Source organism: Nosocomiicoccus sp. HMSC09A07 (assembly GCF_001808485.1).
Classification (GTDB): Bacteria; Bacillota; Bacilli; order Staphylococcales; family Salinicoccaceae; genus Nosocomiicoccus; species Nosocomiicoccus ampullae_A.
On sequence record NZ_KV793627.1, the window covers coordinates 1 to 17081 of the forward strand.

A 17081-nucleotide genomic window follows, 5' to 3' on the forward strand; every position below is an offset into this window, starting at 1 on the left:
TTCGTGGAAGCTAAAGAATAACAGAGAGATTTTTTATTTTACACAATATTTAAGACTTGACCTAAATAAATGATTATATCTAACAAAAATTCGTTGAACAGACTCAAATATGTAAATAAGAAGAATAAAAACGTTCATAATGAAGCGCTCTAAAGTGTTAGAGCGCTTTTTTCTAATTTTATCTATAAAACTTACGATTATTCAAGTGCTGCAGGATTTTCCTGACAGTTTTTTAAATACTGTAATGATAAAAAGCTATTTTTCAAAAATTGCAATTTTACATTCTTGAACGTATGGAATATAGTTAGGGCAACATTTTGGAGGTGGTCGTATTCTTTTATTATTAATAACTGGAGGGATACTCGCTTCATTTATATTTGTTGTGTTAGAGGAAAAGAGTTTTAACTTTAAGTTTTTATTCAGAAGAAGTAAGTGTAATCATTGCAATCATACGATAGATGCTGTTGCACTCATACCGATCTTTGGATATATATTGTCGAGGGGCAGATGTAATAAGTGCCACGGATATATACCTTTTATTTATGTGTGTTCAGAAGTTGTACTTGCACTGCTCTTTATAGTTCCAAGTTTAGTTTACATACAGTTTAGAGATTTTTCACTTTATTACTTATTGATTGTATTTCTAGCACCTCTTGCGTTATACGATTTTAAGCATTATAAAATACCTAATTTTACGTTAGTTATACTTTTAACAACAGGTCTCTATGTAACGAGATTTAATTATGTAGATGTAATAGACGATCTGATTATTATAACTTTAGCTCATGTTATTTATATTCTGTTTGATAAAAAAATCGGCTATGGAGATATAAAGTTACTGTCTGTGATAACTTTAATCACTCCTACGTTGTTATTTAGTTTTATCTTGTTATTTTCATTTATAGTCGGTGGGTTTTACGTGATTATTATGGAGATTATAAAGAATTCAGATAATCGTAAAATACCGTATGTACCTTTTGTAGCCACGAGTACGATTCTCACTTTTATTATTTATGATGATTTATCAACTATATATTTTGGAGGTTTCTTATGAACGATTTAATGATTAAAGAAATGATGTCTTCTGATAAACCGAGAGAACGATTGAAAATATACGGTGCTGATAATTTAACGAATAGAGAACTTTTAGCAATTATTATAAACACAGGTAGTCGGAATGAAAGTAGCTTAACACTCGCAGATAATGTGTTAAAGAATTTAAAGAAAATCAGCGATTTAAGAGATGTTACGTATCAGGAGCTGACTAAGATTAATGGTATCGGTGAAGCTAAAGCGATAAAAATATTGGCAGTGATTGAACTTGCTGTAAGAATGCATAGTCATAGCTTAGAAGATGATGTATTCATTCATTCTCCAGATGACGTATCGAAACTTTTAATGGAGAAAATGAGATATTTCCAACAAGAACATTTTGTCGTCTTATATTTATCGACTAAATATAAAGTGATTCATCAAGAAACAGTATTTAAAGGATCGCTTAATACAACCGTTGTTCATCCAAGAGAAATTTTTAAAGAAGCGGTCAAAAGAAGTGCTGCAGCGTTTATTTGTGTTCATAATCATCCAAGTGGTGACCCAACACCTTCAAGTGAAGATATTGAAGTAAGTAAACGACTTAAAATGAGTAGTGAACTCATTGGTATCGACTTTTTAGATCACATTATCATTGGTAATGGTAAATACATTAGCCTGAAAGAGATGGATTGTTTTTAATCCAGCAATGATTACATAGGGGTTTCTGACTCACTATTCTTTAATATTTTATGTTAAAATTACAGAACATTAATTTTATACATAATAACTATTGAGGCAGGTGTTCCTATGTTTACACATAAAGTTGACGATGATATTTCTTTGAAGTTAGTGGATCATCGTGATGCGGATGCTATTTTTGAATTGACGGTTAAGTCACGTGATTATCTGAAAGAGTGGTTACCGTGGCCTATTTTTATTAAAAAAGTAGATGATACGAAAGATTTTATTAAGTCTTCGATGCAAAATTATGTAGATAATAAGAGTTTAGTTACAGCAATTATTTTTAAAGGTAAAGTCGCTGGTATAGCGAGTTTTAACTCGTTTGACTGGACAAGTCGTATTGGTCAAATCGGTTATTTTCTTGGCGAGGAGTTTCAAGGGCATGGTATTATGACAAAAGTTGTTCGAGCATTAATGGATATTGGTTTTACAGAGTTTCGTTTAAATAAAATAGAAATAAGAGTTGCAACTGAAAATTTTAAAAGTCGTAAAATTCCTGAAAGACTCGGATTTACTGAAGAGGGAATTTTAAGACAAGTCGAGTGGTTATATGATCACTACGTCGACCATGTGGTTTATGGGATATTAAAAGATGAGTGGGTGGACTTAAATTAACATTTATAATTAATAAAAAAGCACTTGTTTTTAATTTTTGAATAAGAGGGTATAAGAGTACAAAAACATAGAATGAGGTGGCTCTATGCTTGCTTATGTGTATGCTGAAGATAAAAATGGCCTAATTGGTAAAGGAGACAGACTACCGTGGAGTCTTCCTGCAGATGTAAAGTTTTTTAAAAAAGTAACGATGCAAGGGGACGTTGTCATGGGCCGCGCGACTTATGAGTCAATACCGAACCGTCCGTTAAAAGGTCGACGTAATATCGTGTTAACTCATAATCCAGATTATGAAGCACCTGGTGCGATTGTCGTTAATAGTAAAAAAGAAGTTTTAGAGTTATATGAAAAGTACGCTGAAGATTTTTATATTATCGGCGGTGTAAGCTTATTTAAAATCTTTGAAGATGATGTTGATTATTTATACCGTACGGTAATTCATGACGAATTCGATGGTAACGTATATTTTCCTGATGACTTTGATTACAATGAATTTGAACTTGAAAAGTCTTGGGACGGTAAAGTAGATGAAAAGAACAAGCATCCCCATACTTTTGAAATATGGAAAAGAAAATAGAGTGATTGGAATTAAAAACCCCTAGAGTTTCGATATTCAAACTCTAGGGTTTTTTTACATTAATAGTAGCACTAACGTTGACGCAATGAGGTGATTTATCATCGTCCATGTAAAGAATGGATACGTGCCATTATGAAGTTTTAACATTTTATTTGTGTTAAATACAAGTACAAGTGTTAATACGAATTCAGTAAAGCCATCCATATTTAATGTTAAGTTCATTTGGAAATATGCGATATACATCGCGATTGCGTTAAATAGTGCTGTCCCTGCAATCATATATTCTTTTAAAAGTACATTAATGATAATTGTTAATACTGATACGATCAGTCCAAATAATATTAAGTTTGGAATGACAAACGTTAAATTACTACCGTATCTCGCATAGTCTGGCATTGACGGTGCGATGACGATTGAACCGATGATGAAAAACGCAATGATAAACCAAATGTTGTTAAAGTGTCTGCGCATTTGTGGACCGTAGTTTAAGACGAACGAATATATTTTTGTATTCACTTCTTGACCGTTAATTTCTGCTTTATCATCTTTTACATTGACCATAGGCTGTTCTTTCTTTTTAAATAGGAAAGCATGGTATGCAAAATATATTTGTGTGATGATGAGCACAATGATGAAAGTTTTAAGTGTCATGCTTAGCCTCCGTTTTATATTACGATTACTAGTGTATAGGTTTATGTACATTATTACAAAATAAAACCCACTAAACTCTCGATTTAGTGGGTCTTTGACGTAGACGTTCTAAGTCTACATTTAACAGATAATAATATGATATCTAGCACTTAGGCGTGCTATCGGTGAGTGACATTTGCTAGGCACTGTCGTTCTCTATGTCTAATATATTCTCATTATATTTTAATGTATAGAGAAATGCAAGTTTATCTCGAATTTTATTTAATATAAACTTTTAAACACATATATTTTACAATTAGATATGGTAAAATAATGATAATTATGGGGGTGGAGTTTTGAAGTTTTTTAATAAGAATAAAATGATTACGATTGTCTTTTCAGTCATCCTCCTTATTTTATTAATAGGATTTTCTATATCTGATCGTACACATACGACAAAGGCGGAGATGTTCGTTGGAGATGCGACAGCTACGACACAAAAAGTAATGAAAACTCCGTTTAACTTATTAGGTTTTATATTCGGACCGTCAAAAAACGAAAAAGAACTTGAGGCTAAGTTAGATATGTTACCGCAACTTGAAGCGGATTTAAAACGCCTTGAAGAAGAAAATGAAAAATTAAAAGAAGCACTCGATGTATCTTCTAAAATCGACTATGAAACAATTAATGCACGTGTAATTTCACGTTCGCCAGATCAATGGTTAAATAGTTTTACTATCGATAAGGGAACGAAGCACGGTGTATCTGAAGGTATGGCCGTTATGACGCCAAAAGGTCTGATTGGGGTCGTAAAACGTGCGAATGGAAGTTCAAGTTTTATTGAAATGATTACGACAGACGCTGAAAAGAAAAACATTTCTGTTGAAATACATAACGGAGATAAGCGACATTATGGTACGATTCAAAGTTATGATGAAAATGGAAATACGTTACTCGTCGGTAATATCGTCAACGACGGTAAAATTAAAGAAGGATCAAAAGTATATACATCCGGTTTAACGGGTATTTTCCCAGAAGGGATTATCGTCGGTGAAGTTGTCGATTCGGTCAACGACCGATATGGCCTAAGCAAAAATGCAAGTGTTAAAATGGACAGCGATATTAATGAACTCGACATGATATTTGTCATTAAACGTGAGCCTGAAACTGTAGGTGAGGAATAACGATGCGTTCAATTTTTTTATTTATCGGATTCTTTACTGTATTGTTTTTAGATTTTAGTTTCGCTTCAGTGAGCCCATTCTCACTGTTAGGTTCTGACGTTTATTTTGTACCGAAGTTATTATTTATGATGTTATTACTCGTATCGATTTACTTCGGGCGATCATATAGCATATTTTTCAGCATCGTATTCGGAGTCATTTTAGATTTATACACAGGTTCAATTTACGGAATTCATTTATTTGGATTTGTCGTATTTGTATTATTTATGCATTCGGCATTTAGAGTATTCTATAGAGATATGATAGGGCTATTCTTTGTCGTTATCGTCAATACGTTTTTATTTGATTTTTATATATACGGAATATACAAAGTAATTGGATATGTAGATTTACCACTGTTTGATTATATCGCGTTACGTGCAGTGCCGAGTTTATTATTAAACGCATTACTATATATACCACTTCTCATCTTTGTACTCGTTTTAATAAAAATAAGAAAAAATGTATTCACAAAACATGCATAAAAAGATTGACTCGAGTAGTTAGTATGTGTATACTTTAGAAGTTGATGAATTTGTAAACATCAACCGCTCAGAACAGGTTTAAGTGATTATTTAATCCACCTATATGGCGTGTCTTATAATTAGGAGGTGTAAAGTATGTTTGCTATCATCGAAACAGGCGGTAAACAAGTTAAAGTAGAAGAAGGTCAAACAATCTTCGTTGAAAAGCTTGACGCTAATGAAGGTGACACAGTTACTTTTGATCGCGTACTTTTAGTTGGTGGAGACGACGTTAAAGTCGGTGCGCCAATCGTTGAAGGTGCTACAGTAACTGCGAAAGTTGAACAACAAGGCCGTGGTAAGAAAATCCATGTCGTTAAGTTCAAACGTAGAAAGAACTACTTACGTAAACAAGGTCATCGTCAGCCATTCACAAAAGTTACAATCGAAAAGATTGATGCGTAATGGTTCATGTTGAAGTCAAGTTGAAAGATGACGTTGTTAAAAGCATAGAAATGTCTGGCCATGCCGATTATGGAGAACATGGACAAGATATCGTTTGTGCTGGAGCGTCTAGTGTAGTATTCGGAAACACGAATGCGATATTTCAATTGACAGATGTCGAACCGGTGTTAGATATCAATAATGATGGTGGGTATTTCTTTTTAGAAGTAAAAGAATACGACCAATCTGTAGATCTAATACTTAAAACGATGATTATATCACTCGAAACTATAGAACAATCGTATAAAGACTATATTAAGGTAACTAAAAGTGAGGTGGACTGAATGTTTAAATTAACATTAGACTTACAATTTTTCGCATCGAAAAAAGGGGTAGGATCTACTAGAAACGGTCGTGACTCTCACGCGAAACGTCTTGGTGCGAAACGCCAAGATGGCCAATTTGTAACAGGTGGTTCAATTTTATTCCGTCAACGCGGAACTAAAATTCATCCAGGTGTAAACGTTGGTAGAGGTGGAGACGACACATTATTTGCTAAAGTAGATGGAGTCGTAAGATTTGAGCGCGTTGGACGTAACAAAAAACGCGTATCTGTTTACGAAGCGTAATAAAACAGGCATCAGCGATTCGCTGATGCTTTTTTTTATGTCAGTATATTATGTATAATAGATAAGAATGGAGGTGTCGGTATGTTTGCAGATTATGCGAAGATCTATGTAAAAGCAGGAAACGGTGGTAATGGAATCGTTGCGTACCGAAGAGAAAAATATGAACCTATGGGTGGCCCAGCAGGTGGAGACGGTGGTAACGGTGCAGACATCGTTATGGAAGTCGACGAAGGGCTTAATACGTTAATGGACTTTAAATATCAGCGTCACTTTAAAGCAGAGCACGGTGAATCTGGTATGAGTTCAAATAAACACGGTAAAAGTCGTGAACCGATGATTTTAAAAGTACCACCAGGTACAGTCGTAAAAAATGCTGAAACTGAAGAAGTCATTGCAGATTTAACGACACATACTCAGCGTGCAGTCATCGCAAAAGGTGGTCGTGGTGGACGAGGGAACTCTCGTTTTGTATCGAGTAGAAATACAGCACCAGATTTTGCTGAAGGTGGAGAACCAGGAGAAGAATTCGACCTTATATTAGAATTAAAGTTAATGGCGGACGTCGGTTTAGTAGGATTTCCAAGTGTTGGAAAGTCGACGTTATTAAGTCGTGTATCTCGCGCGACACCAAAAATTGCGTCATATCCATTTACAACGATTCAACCGAATTTAGGTGTTGTAATCGTTAGAGATAAGTCATTTGTTATGGCGGACTTACCAGGGTTAATTGAAGGTGCAGCTGAGGGAACTGGTCTTGGAATACAGTTTTTAAGACACGTCGAACGTACTAAAGTTCTCGTACACGTCATCGACATCGCAGAAACAGAGTATAGAGATGCGGTGGAAGACTATAAAATCATTCGCAATGAATTAAAAGAATACAACGAGAAATTATTAAAACGACCAGAAATTATCGCTTTAAATAAAATCGAAGTACTTCAAGATAGAGAAAATATTGAACGATTTAAACGTGAAGTCGAGACGGATTCTAAAATTGTTGAAATTTCAGCAGTGACCGGAGAAGGTATTCAAGCGTTAAACGATTTAATTATCGAAACGTTAGAAAATTATGTCCCTGAAGAGGAAGAAGAAACAATAGACCAAGACGTGCGCGTCGTGTATCGACATGAAAAACAAGAAGCACCGTTTGAAATTAAACGCGGTATGGACGGAACATTTGAAATTCACGGTAAAGAAATCGAAACGCTATTTATGCGTACAGACTTCTCGCGTGACGCAGCAGTCAGAAGATTTGCTCGCCAAATGCGTTCGATGGGTATCGATGATGCGTTAAGAGAAAAAGGCGTACAATCTGGAGATGTCGTTAGAATTAAAGACTTTGAATTTGAATTTATTGAATAGGTGAAAATATGTATCAGTATATTAAAGGCACGCTCACAGAAATTCATGCGAATTATGTGACACTGGAAACAGCTGGTATTGGGTATTTAATCGTTGCTGCAAATCCTTATCATTTTGAAAAGTATTTAAATCAAGAGACGCGTATTTACGTCGAACAAATCGTTCGTGAAGATAGTCTCACGCTATATGGGTTTAGCAGTATAAGTGAAAAGGAAATGTTTCAGTCGCTATTAAAAGTGACTGGAATTGGACCAAAAAGTGCGCTCGCAATTCTCGCGACGTCAACACCGTCTGAAGTCGTAAATGCGATTGAAAACGAAGATCAAAAGTATTTACAAAAATTCCCTGGTATAGGTAAGAAAACCTCTCAACAAATCATTTTAGATTTAAAAGGGAAGTTAAAAGCAGACTTTAAAGCTGAGGTAAAACTACAGCAATCAACGCGTTCAAACGACATCATTGTAGAGGAAGCACTTGAAACATTAAAAGCACTCGGATACAGCAAACGTGAGTTAAAATCGTTAGAAAAATATTTATCGAAGCAAGAACTCACAACTGTCGAAGATGCAGTGAAATTAAGTTTAAGACATATCGTTGAATAGAACAGGAGACGATAATCATGGACGATAGAATTTTAGATCAGTCGCTAATAGAAGGTGAAGCGAGAGAAGAGTTATCGCTTCGCCCGTTATATTTATCACAATATATCGGTCAAGATACGATTAAAAGGAATTTACAAATTTTTATAGATGCGGCAAAGATGCGTGAGGAACCACTCGATCACGTTATTTTACATGGTCCACCGGGGCTTGGTAAAACTACGTTATCAAATATTATCGCGCATGAAATGAACGTAAATATACGAACGACTGCAGGTCCTGCAATTGAACGTGCGGGAGATTTAGCGGCGATTTTATCGAGCTTAGAACCTGGAGATGTTTTATTTATCGATGAAATTCACAGGCTCCCGCGTATCGTCGAAGAAATTTTATATTCTGCGATGGAAGATTATTTTATTGACGTTGTCATCGGTCAAGGAGATGAAGCGAGAAGTATTCGTATTGACTTACCACCATTTACGTTAGTCGGTGCAACGACGCGTTTTGGGAGTTTATCCGCACCGCTTAGAGACCGTTTCGGAATACAATTACGATTAGAATACTACTCAAACGACGCGTTACAAACGATTGTTGAACGTACCGCGGATATTTTTGACGTGAAAATCGATGAAACGTCTGCATACGAACTCGCGAGAAGAAGTCGCGGAACTCCGCGTATTGCGAACCGCTTATTAAGACGCGTTCGTGATTTCTCAATGGTGAAAGGTGAAGCGTCGATTTCACTAGAAACGACGAATGATGCACTACGCGTTTTAGAAGTCGATGAAGAAGGACTCGATCCGATCGACCATAAAGTCATGACGACAATTATCGATACGTATGGCGGAGGTCCTGTCGGTTTAGAAACAGTCGCTGTATCAATTGGCGAAGAGGTCGTGACGTTAATCGATGTATACGAACCGTATTTAATCCAACGTGGATTTTTACAACGTACACCAAGAGGTCGTGAAGCGACAGCAAAAAGTTATGACTATTTTAAACGACACAAACATATAGAGGATAATGAATCATGAAATTAACCGATTTTGATTTTCACTTACCAGAATCACTCATCGCACAACATCCGCTTAAAAATCGTACGGATTCTAAGTTATTAGTGTTAGATAGAGAGACTGGTGAAATGGAAGATCGTCATTTTTATAATATAATCGATTATTTAAAAAAAGATGACGTTCTCGTATTAAATAATACACGCGTACTACCTGCGAGACTCCACGGACATAAAAAAGACAGTGGCGGTCACGTTGAAATGTTATTACTTAATCCTGAAACGAATGGATATAAAGTACTCATTAAACCTGCGAGACGTGTGCATGTTGGAACGGAAATAGTGTTTGGTGACGGTGAACTAACAGCAACTCCGTTAGAAAAGCATGACAACGGTATTTATATCGTAAAACTTCAATATGATGGTATTTTAGAAGAAGTGTTAGATGGACTTGGTGAAATGCCACTTCCACCATACATTAAAGCACAATTAGAAGATAACGAAAGATATCAAACTGTATTTTCAAAACATAGCGGAAGTGCAGCTGCACCGACTGCTGGGCTTCACTTTACGACTGAGTTACTTAGTCAAATAAAAGAAAAAGGTGTAGATATCGTCTACATTACGCTTCACGTTGGACTTGGTACATTTCGACCAGTCGCAGTAGAAAACGTTGAAGAGCATGATATGCATAGCGAATTTTATTCAATTGAAAAATCTACTGCTAAAAGACTGAACGAAGCAAAAGAAAAGGGCCATCGTATTATCAGTGTCGGCACAACGTCGACCCGCACGTTAGAAGCGAATTTTAGAACGTATAAAAAATTCGTAGCAACGAGTGATTGGACGGATATATTTATTTATCCAGGTCAAGAAATATTATCTGTAGACGGTCTTATTACAAATTTCCATTTACCGAAATCGACATTATTAATGCTCGTAAGTACGGTTTCTACACGAGAAAATATTTTAAAAGCATACAATCATGCGGTAGAAAAAGAGTATCGCTTCTTTAGTTTTGGCGATGCGATGTTAATCATTTAGAGGTGAAATTATGGCAATACGATATGAACACGTTCATACGTGTAAACAGTCTGGTGCACGTGCTGGGCGTTTACATACGCCGCACGGCATTATTGAAACACCAATATTTATGCCTGTCGGGACACTCGCAACAGTAAAAGGGATGTCACCAGAAGAATTATTAGAAATGGGTAGTCAGATTATTTTATCGAATACATATCACTTATGGTTAAGACCAGGCAGTGATCTCGTACGAGAAGCGGGTGGGCTTCATAATTTTATGAACTGGCAAAAACCGATTTTAACAGACTCTGGTGGATTCCAAGTATTTAGTTTATCGAACATTCGTACAATCGAAGAAGAAGGCGTACACTTTAGAAGTCATTTAGACGGTTCAAAGTTATTTTTAACGCCTGAAAAGGCAATGGATATTCAGCACGATTTAGGTGCAGATATTATTATGTCATTTGATGAATGTGCACCAATTCCAGCAACTCGTGAATACGTTAAAGATTCGTTAGAACGTACGACACGATGGGCAGAGCGTGGGTTAAATTACCATGTGAAATCTGGAAACGATAAAAAACAAGCGTTATTTGGAATCGTTCAAGGTGGAGAATATAGCGATTTAAGAAAGCAAAGTGCGAGAGAAATTACGTCGTTAGATTTTCCTGGATATTCTATCGGCGGATTATCTGTCGGAGAACCAAAACCATTAATGTATGAAATGTTAGAAGAAACGGTCCCGTTATTACCGTTTGATAAGCCGAGATATTTAATGGGTGTTGGTTCACCGGATGCGTTAATTGAAGGAGTCATTCGTGGTATCGATATGTTTGACTGTGTATTACCGACACGAATCGCACGAAATGGTACGACGATGACGAGTCAAGGACGTCTCGTCGTTAAAAATCAAAAATATAGCCGTGATTTTAGTCCGCTCGATCCAAATTGTGATTGTTATACGTGCCGTAATTATACGCGTGCTTATATCAGGCACTTATTTAAAGCAAATGAAATGTTCGGTGCTAGACTTACGACTTATCATAACTTACATTTTCTGTTAAACTTGATGAGTGACGTTCGTCAAGCAATATTAAATGACAGTCTTTTAGATTTTAAAGAATATTTCTTTGAAACATACGGACTTAATAAAGAAAATGCTAAAAACTTTTAAGAGGAGGGAATCACGTGGATTTACTAGTAACTTTACTACCATTTATCGCGATTTTTGCTGTGATGTATTTTTTAATGATTCGTCCAGCACAAAAGCGTCAAAAACAAATTAATGAAATGCAAGCAGGTTTACAAAAAGGTGATGAAGTTGTAACAATCGGAGGTCTTACAGGTGTCGTTGAATCTTTCGATGCGAACTACATGTATTTAAAAGTCGATGAAGGCACAACTTTAAAATTTGAACGCCGTGCGTTACACCAGGTATCTAAGTAATTGAAAGTCGACAAATGTCGGCTTTTTTTAATTTATATTTAGTTTTAACCAAATTATCGTTATAATGTATATATTAATTTACATAACATAAAAAGGGTGACACTGTGAAAAAGAAACCAAGTAGAATTATAAGTATGTTACTCATCGTCGTACTTTTAGGTACAGCGATTGGGCTTACTTATAAAGACATAGTTAAAGACGTTAACTTAGGTTTAGACCTTCAAGGTGGATTTGAGGTACTTTACCAAGTTGAGCCACTAGAAAAAGACGATACGATTGAACAAAAAGATGTCGAAGCGACAGCTTCAACACTAGATTCACGTGTAAACGTACTCGGTGTATCTGAACCGAACATTCAAATAGAAGAAGGAAATCGTATCCGAGTACAACTTGCCGGAGTTGAAAACCAACAAGAAGCACGTGAATTACTTTCAACGCAAGCAGAACTTACAATTCGTGACGTTGAAGATAATGTTTTACTATCCGGTAAAGATTTAGTACAAGGTGGGGCGAGTCAAGGGTATGACGATTTAAACCAACCGATCGTATCTTTAAAATTAAAAGATGCAAGTAAGTTCCATGAAATAACAAAAGAAATTTCTGAAAAACAGAAAGGAGCAAATCTTTTAGTTATTTGGATGGACTTTGAAGAAGGCGTCGACTCTTTCGTTGAAGAAGCCAAAAAAGAAGATTCTAAATATATTTCAGCAGCTTCAGTGGATAAGCCAATTAACTCAACAGAAGTAATGATTTCTGGAGGGTTTGGTGATAAAGAAGGGTTACAACGTGCTCAAAACATTGCGGCATTACTAAACTCTGGTGCGTTACCTGTTAAGTTAACTGAAATTTATTCGACAAGTGTCGGCGCACAGTTTGGTGAAGAGGCGCTCGATAAAACTGTAACAGCAGGTTTAATCGGTGTCGTAATCGTACTCATTTATATGCTTATTTTCTATAGAGTACCAGGACTCATTGCGTCAGTTACACTCGTCGTGTACATTTACTTAACGCTCGTAATGTTTAACTTAATTAGCGGTGTGTTAACACTCCCTGGTATTGCAGCGTTAATATTAGGGGTCGGTATGGCCGTTGACGCAAATATTATTTTATATGAACGTATAAAAGAAGAAATACGAATCGGACGAAGTATTAAAGAATCGTATAAAAAAGGTGCGAATCAGTCATTATGGACAATTATTGACGCGAACTTAACGACGTTAATCGCTGCGATTATTTTATTCATATTCGGTACGTCTAGCGTTAAAGGATTTGCGACGATGCTCTTACTATCTATTTTAATGAGTTTCGTTACAGCAGTATTCTTAACTCGCGTACTGATGCGTTTACTCGTTTCATCTGGCTGGATGGACAACAAACCGCAGTTATTCGGTTTAAAGAAAAAGCATATCCATAACATTCGTGAAGGTGTTAACGTTCAAGAACTAACGACTGTTTGGGATGGACTAAAATTTGCAGAACATGCGAAGAAATTCTTCCTATTAAGTGGTCTCATTATCGTAGCAGGAATCGCTATTTTATCAATATATAGACTGAACCTCGGAATCGACTTTACGAGTGGTACACGTGCAGATATTGTCGCTGAGTCTAATACGACAGAACAGTCTGTAAGAGATGATTTAGTTGAACTTGGACTAGAGCCAGAAAGTTTAACGAAGTCAGGGGATAAGACAGTTGTTGCGCGCTACTCAAAAGATTTAGATAAAAACCAAATTGCTGAGTTACAATCGTTCTTTGAAGAGAAGTACGGCGAAACTCCGATGACAAGTACAGTGAGTCCAGTCGTTGGACAAGAGCTCGTTAAAAACGCAATTAAAGCATTACTTATAGCGTCAGTTGCGATTATTATATATGTATCGATTCGTTTTGAATGGCGTATGGGATTACCGGCTGTTCTCGCTCTACTTCATGACGTATTTGTAATGATTGCGGTATTCAGTTTCTTTAGATTAGAAGTCGATATTACATTTATTGCCGCAGTACTGACAATCGTCGGTTACTCAATTAACGATACGATTGTTACGTTAGACCGTATTCGTGAAAACAATAAAAAGATGAAAGTATATCATAGTGAAGACGATATTAATCGCCTCATCAATACGTCATTAAGACAAACGATGACACGTTCATTAAACACAGTAATTACTGTAATCATCGTCGTTGTTTTCCTCGTATTTATGGGAAGCGAATCGATCTTTACGTTCTCAGTTGCGTTACTCGTTGGTTTAATTAGTGGTGTATACTCATCTCTATTTATCGCAATTCAATTATGGGGTGTTCTTAAAAAGAGACAACTTCGTAAAAATGGTGGTAAACTAGTTGTATACGAAGAAAAACGTAGTAATGACGATAAAGTATTAGTATAAAATAACGTCTAGGCAAATCGCCTAGACGTTTTTTAAAGGATGATTATATGTACGAGTCAACATATCATTGGATTTTAAATGAAAATGAATCGTCTATTACAGACGAACTTATCGAACGATATAAATTAAGTGAACTCAGTCAACATATTTTAGAAAATCGTGGGTTCACATCTGAAGATGATTTAAAGAAAATATTAGAACCAGAAACACATTCACCGTCACTCATATATGATATCGACAAAGCGACAGAGTTAATCCAGGAGCATGTTAACAATGAAAGTCGAATTTTAATATACGGGGACTATGATGCGGATGGAATTACGAGTACGACGATTCTTTATAAAGCGTTAAAAAAACGAAATATAAACGTGTATTTCTTTATCCCAAATCGTGTCGATCACGGTTATGGTTTAAATTATGATTTATTAAAAGAAGAAGTCATCGGGAATTTTGACTTAGTAATTACAGTTGATAATGGGGTCACACATATTAAAGAAATTGAATTACTAAGAGAGAATGATATAGACGTCATCGTCATCGATCACCATGAATTTAGTGAGGAAATGCCAAATGCAGTTATCATTCACCCGAATCATCCAAATGGAAATTATCCATGTAACAACTTAGCCGGGGTCGGTATTACTTATAAAGTGATTGAAGCGCTAGGATACGTTGAAGATGAATTTATTGGCCTTGTTGCGATCGGAACGATTGCAGATATGGTGCCGATGTTTGATGAGAATCGATATTTTGTCATTCATGGGTTAGATTATTTAAACAGTCATACGAATATTGGTGTAAAAGCACTGTTGAATGCGGCGAAATCTTCAGGTGAAATTACCGAAGAGACGGTCGGTTTTACGATTGCACCGCGTTTAAATGCAACGGGTCGTATAGACGAAGCGAGTATATCAGTATCTCTCTTACTTTCAGAAAGTTATAGTGAAGCGGAAATGATAGCTACAGAAATAGAGATGTTAAATGATACTAGAAAGCAAATGGTTGAGGATACGTACGCTGAAGCGGTAGAGTTTTTAAATGCTGACGATAACATTCACGTCATTTACGGTGATTTATGGCATCCTGGCGTCTTAGGGATCGTTGCTTCTAAAATAGTTGAAGCATACGGTGTACCGGCAATTTTACTGACAAAAGATGAAGATGTATACACTGGAAGTGCGCGTTCAATTAATACGATAGAGTTGCTTCAAGAATTGTCGCATATAACAGCGTCACATGTGGCACACGGACATAACCAAGCATTCGGGATTAAAGTACCAATAGAATCCATGGACGATTTTAAAGAGGAATTAACAGCGTACATGAACGACAAAGGATCTTCATCAAAACCGACTAGAGATGTTGATTTAAAGCTAACGAACAAGAACGTTACGACAGATGATATTAAGGCATTAAATGCATTACGACCGTTTGGACATGGATTTTTAGCACCAACAGTCATGATAAGTGGCGCACGAATTGATTCGATTCGCCAGCTCGGAGTTGATAACAAGCATTTAAAAATGACGCTTTACGATTATAGTTTTGAAGTAATCGGATTTAACTACGGGGAATTATACAACGAGACATCTCAAGGCGAGAAAATTTACATGATTGGAACGCTCGGTATCAACGAGTTTAACGGTGTAGAAAAAGTTCAACTCGTATTAAATGACGCTGAAATTAAAGATATGCAGCTATTTGATATGCGTTCAAAAAACAATCAAAACTTTAAACGTATTAATAAAAAGAGTGATATTTTCTTTATCGCTGAAGATAAAGAAAAGCTCGGTGATAACTATTTCCATTACGGTGAGACGATTATTTATAACGTTGACCAAGTGATTTTTAGAGATTTGCCAATTTCTATACAAAATTTTGAAGCGTCAGTTAAGAATTTAAAAACTTCAAAACTCGTCGCTATTTTTGATGATAAAGATAATTTATTCTTTAGTGGGATTCCTAAAGTTCAAACGATTGAACATGTGTATGAAACGATTATTAATGCTGAAAATGGTGCGATTGACTTAAAAAAATATGCACCACAATTTGCAAAAAAACATAATATTACTATGGATATGCTCGTCAAAGTATTAAATGTTTTAGATGATTTAAATCGTGTTAAATTAAATGAAGGCGTCATTTTTTACAATGAGGATTTAACGTCTGATCTCGTCGTCATCGAATCGAAATATTTTAAACAACTTAGTGAAAGGTTAAATGCGGAGACGATTTTAAAAATGTCCTCGAGACCAGAGTTAAAAACATATATTGAAACGCTAATAAACGAATAAAAACGATGTGTATACGTATGAATTATGTTAAAATAATAGTATTAAATGTAAAGGTGCGAGATTATTAAATGAATTTACGACAGTATGTTTCTGAAGTAGAAAACTGGCCAAAACCTGGCGTACAGTTTAAAGATATTACGACGATTATGGATAACGGTGAAGCATTTGGCTACGCGGTAGATCAAATTGCTAAATTCGCTAAAGATAAAGACGTCGATATTATCGTTGGACCGGAAGCACGAGGATTTATTATCGGATGTCCAGTTGCTTATAAGTTAGGTATTGGCTTTGCGCCAGTGCGTAAACCAAATAAGCTACCGAGAGAAACGATCTCTTATGAGTATGATTTAGAATACGGGACAAACACACTTGAAATTCATAAAGATGCAATTAAAAAAGGTCAACGTGTGTTAATCACAGACGATTTACTTGCTACTGGTGGAACGATTGAAGCGGCGATTCATCTTGTTGAAGCGCTCGGTGGTATCGTAGTCGGACTCGCGTTTTTAATCGAGTTAAACTATTTAAATGGTCGAGATAAAATTAAAGACTATGAAATTATCTCATTATTAGAATATAATGAATGATAATTATAGTGCCTGA

19 protein-coding genes and 1 other annotated feature are annotated in these 17081 nt (G+C 35.8%); of the genes, 18 read left to right on the top strand and 1 reads right to left on the bottom strand.

The window, feature by feature from the left end; all coding sequences use genetic code 11:
- Nucleotides 1-358 precede the first annotated feature (358 nt).
- From HMPREF3177_RS08700 to HMPREF3177_RS00725, 4 genes are all read left to right on the top strand, one after another.
- Nucleotides 359-1054, top strand: coding sequence for a prepilin peptidase (locus HMPREF3177_RS08700; protein WP_371440528.1), 696 nt, complete (start codon nucleotides 359-361; stop codon nucleotides 1052-1054).
- Nucleotides 1051-1734: a RadC family protein gene (gene radC / locus HMPREF3177_RS00715; protein ID WP_145998154.1), complete on the top strand. Its 684-nt coding sequence runs from the start codon at nucleotides 1051-1053 to the stop codon at nucleotides 1732-1734. Before HMPREF3177_RS08700 ends, radC begins: the two co-directional genes overlap by 4 nt.
- Nucleotides 1735-1842: 108 nt before the next feature.
- Complete coding sequence (locus tag HMPREF3177_RS00720) at nucleotides 1843-2391, top strand: GNAT family N-acetyltransferase (RefSeq protein ID WP_070456332.1); 549 nt, start codon at nucleotides 1843-1845, stop codon at nucleotides 2389-2391.
- 85 nt (nucleotides 2392-2476) lie between these two features.
- Nucleotides 2477-2968: a dihydrofolate reductase gene (locus HMPREF3177_RS00725; RefSeq protein WP_070456334.1), complete on the top strand. Its 492-nt coding sequence runs from the start codon at nucleotides 2477-2479 to the stop codon at nucleotides 2966-2968.
- A 54-nt stretch (nucleotides 2969-3022) separates the two neighbouring features.
- Here the strand turns inward: HMPREF3177_RS00725 and HMPREF3177_RS00730 are convergent, their stop codons facing one another.
- Nucleotides 3023-3619 (bottom strand): hypothetical protein, encoded by a 597-nt coding sequence (locus HMPREF3177_RS00730; RefSeq protein WP_068128141.1) that lies wholly within the window; start codon nucleotides 3617-3619, stop codon nucleotides 3023-3025.
- Nucleotides 3620-3954: 335 nt separating this feature from the next.
- Between HMPREF3177_RS00730 and mreC the strand changes: the two genes are divergently transcribed.
- The 14 genes from mreC (at nucleotide 3955) to HMPREF3177_RS00800 (ending at nucleotide 17065) form a co-directional block, all read left to right on the top strand.
- Nucleotides 3955-4782 carry a rod shape-determining protein MreC gene (gene mreC / locus HMPREF3177_RS00735; RefSeq protein ID WP_246827330.1) on the top strand — a complete coding sequence of 276 codons (828 nt, stop codon included), beginning with the start codon at nucleotides 3955-3957 and terminating at the stop codon, nucleotides 4780-4782.
- A gap of 2 nt (nucleotides 4783-4784) precedes the next feature.
- Complete coding sequence (gene mreD, locus HMPREF3177_RS00740) at nucleotides 4785-5306, top strand: rod shape-determining protein MreD (RefSeq protein ID WP_070456336.1); 522 nt, start codon at nucleotides 4785-4787, stop codon at nucleotides 5304-5306.
- Between the two features lie 51 nt (nucleotides 5307-5357).
- Nucleotides 5358-5430 (top strand) — a sequence feature (ribosomal protein L21 leader region).
- A gap of 11 nt (nucleotides 5431-5441) precedes the next feature.
- The gene (gene rplU, locus HMPREF3177_RS00745; RefSeq protein ID WP_068128146.1) at nucleotides 5442-5750 is read left to right on the top strand and encodes a 50S ribosomal protein L21; all 309 of its coding nucleotides are present in this window, start codon (nucleotides 5442-5444) and stop codon (nucleotides 5748-5750) included.
- Entirely contained in the window at nucleotides 5750-6073 is a 324-nt protein-coding gene (locus HMPREF3177_RS00750) for a ribosomal-processing cysteine protease Prp (protein ID WP_068128149.1), read from the top strand. Before rplU ends, HMPREF3177_RS00750 begins: the two co-directional genes overlap by 1 nt.
- Nucleotides 6074-6358: a 50S ribosomal protein L27 gene (rpmA, locus tag HMPREF3177_RS00755; protein ID WP_040928799.1), complete on the top strand. Its 285-nt coding sequence runs from the start codon at nucleotides 6074-6076 to the stop codon at nucleotides 6356-6358.
- 81 nt (nucleotides 6359-6439) lie between these two features.
- Nucleotides 6440-7720: a GTPase ObgE gene (gene obgE, locus HMPREF3177_RS00760; RefSeq protein WP_070456338.1), complete on the top strand. Its 1281-nt coding sequence runs from the start codon at nucleotides 6440-6442 to the stop codon at nucleotides 7718-7720.
- Between the two features lie 8 nt (nucleotides 7721-7728).
- A complete protein-coding gene (gene ruvA / locus HMPREF3177_RS00765) occupies nucleotides 7729-8322 on the top strand; it encodes a Holliday junction branch migration protein RuvA (RefSeq protein WP_070456340.1) in 594 nt (197 codons plus the stop codon).
- A 17-nt stretch (nucleotides 8323-8339) separates the two neighbouring features.
- On the top strand, nucleotides 8340-9353 hold the full coding sequence (gene ruvB / locus HMPREF3177_RS00770; protein WP_040928796.1) for a Holliday junction branch migration DNA helicase RuvB: 1014 nt from the start codon (nucleotides 8340-8342) through the stop codon (nucleotides 9351-9353).
- Nucleotides 9350-10372, top strand: a complete 1023-nt coding sequence (queA, locus tag HMPREF3177_RS00775) for a tRNA preQ1(34) S-adenosylmethionine ribosyltransferase-isomerase QueA (protein ID WP_068128157.1) — start codon at nucleotides 9350-9352, stop codon at nucleotides 10370-10372. The genes ruvB and queA overlap by 4 nt, the downstream gene beginning before the upstream one ends.
- A gap of 7 nt (nucleotides 10373-10379) precedes the next feature.
- Nucleotides 10380-11528 (top strand): tRNA guanosine(34) transglycosylase Tgt, encoded by a 1149-nt coding sequence (tgt, locus tag HMPREF3177_RS00780; RefSeq protein ID WP_070456342.1) that lies wholly within the window; start codon nucleotides 10380-10382, stop codon nucleotides 11526-11528.
- A gap of 14 nt (nucleotides 11529-11542) precedes the next feature.
- Nucleotides 11543-11800, top strand: coding sequence for a preprotein translocase subunit YajC (yajC, locus tag HMPREF3177_RS00785; protein ID WP_040928791.1), 258 nt, complete (start codon nucleotides 11543-11545; stop codon nucleotides 11798-11800).
- A gap of 104 nt (nucleotides 11801-11904) precedes the next feature.
- Nucleotides 11905-14184 carry a protein translocase subunit SecDF gene (gene secDF, locus HMPREF3177_RS00790; protein ID WP_083286808.1) on the top strand — a complete coding sequence of 760 codons (2280 nt, stop codon included), beginning with the start codon at nucleotides 11905-11907 and terminating at the stop codon, nucleotides 14182-14184.
- A gap of 47 nt (nucleotides 14185-14231) precedes the next feature.
- Nucleotides 14232-16478 carry a single-stranded-DNA-specific exonuclease RecJ gene (gene recJ / locus HMPREF3177_RS00795; RefSeq protein ID WP_070456344.1) on the top strand — a complete coding sequence of 749 codons (2247 nt, stop codon included), beginning with the start codon at nucleotides 14232-14234 and terminating at the stop codon, nucleotides 16476-16478.
- 68 nt (nucleotides 16479-16546) lie between these two features.
- Complete coding sequence (locus HMPREF3177_RS00800; RefSeq protein ID WP_070456346.1) at nucleotides 16547-17065, top strand: adenine phosphoribosyltransferase; 519 nt, start codon at nucleotides 16547-16549, stop codon at nucleotides 17063-17065.
- Nucleotides 17066-17081: the final 16 nt, after the last annotated feature.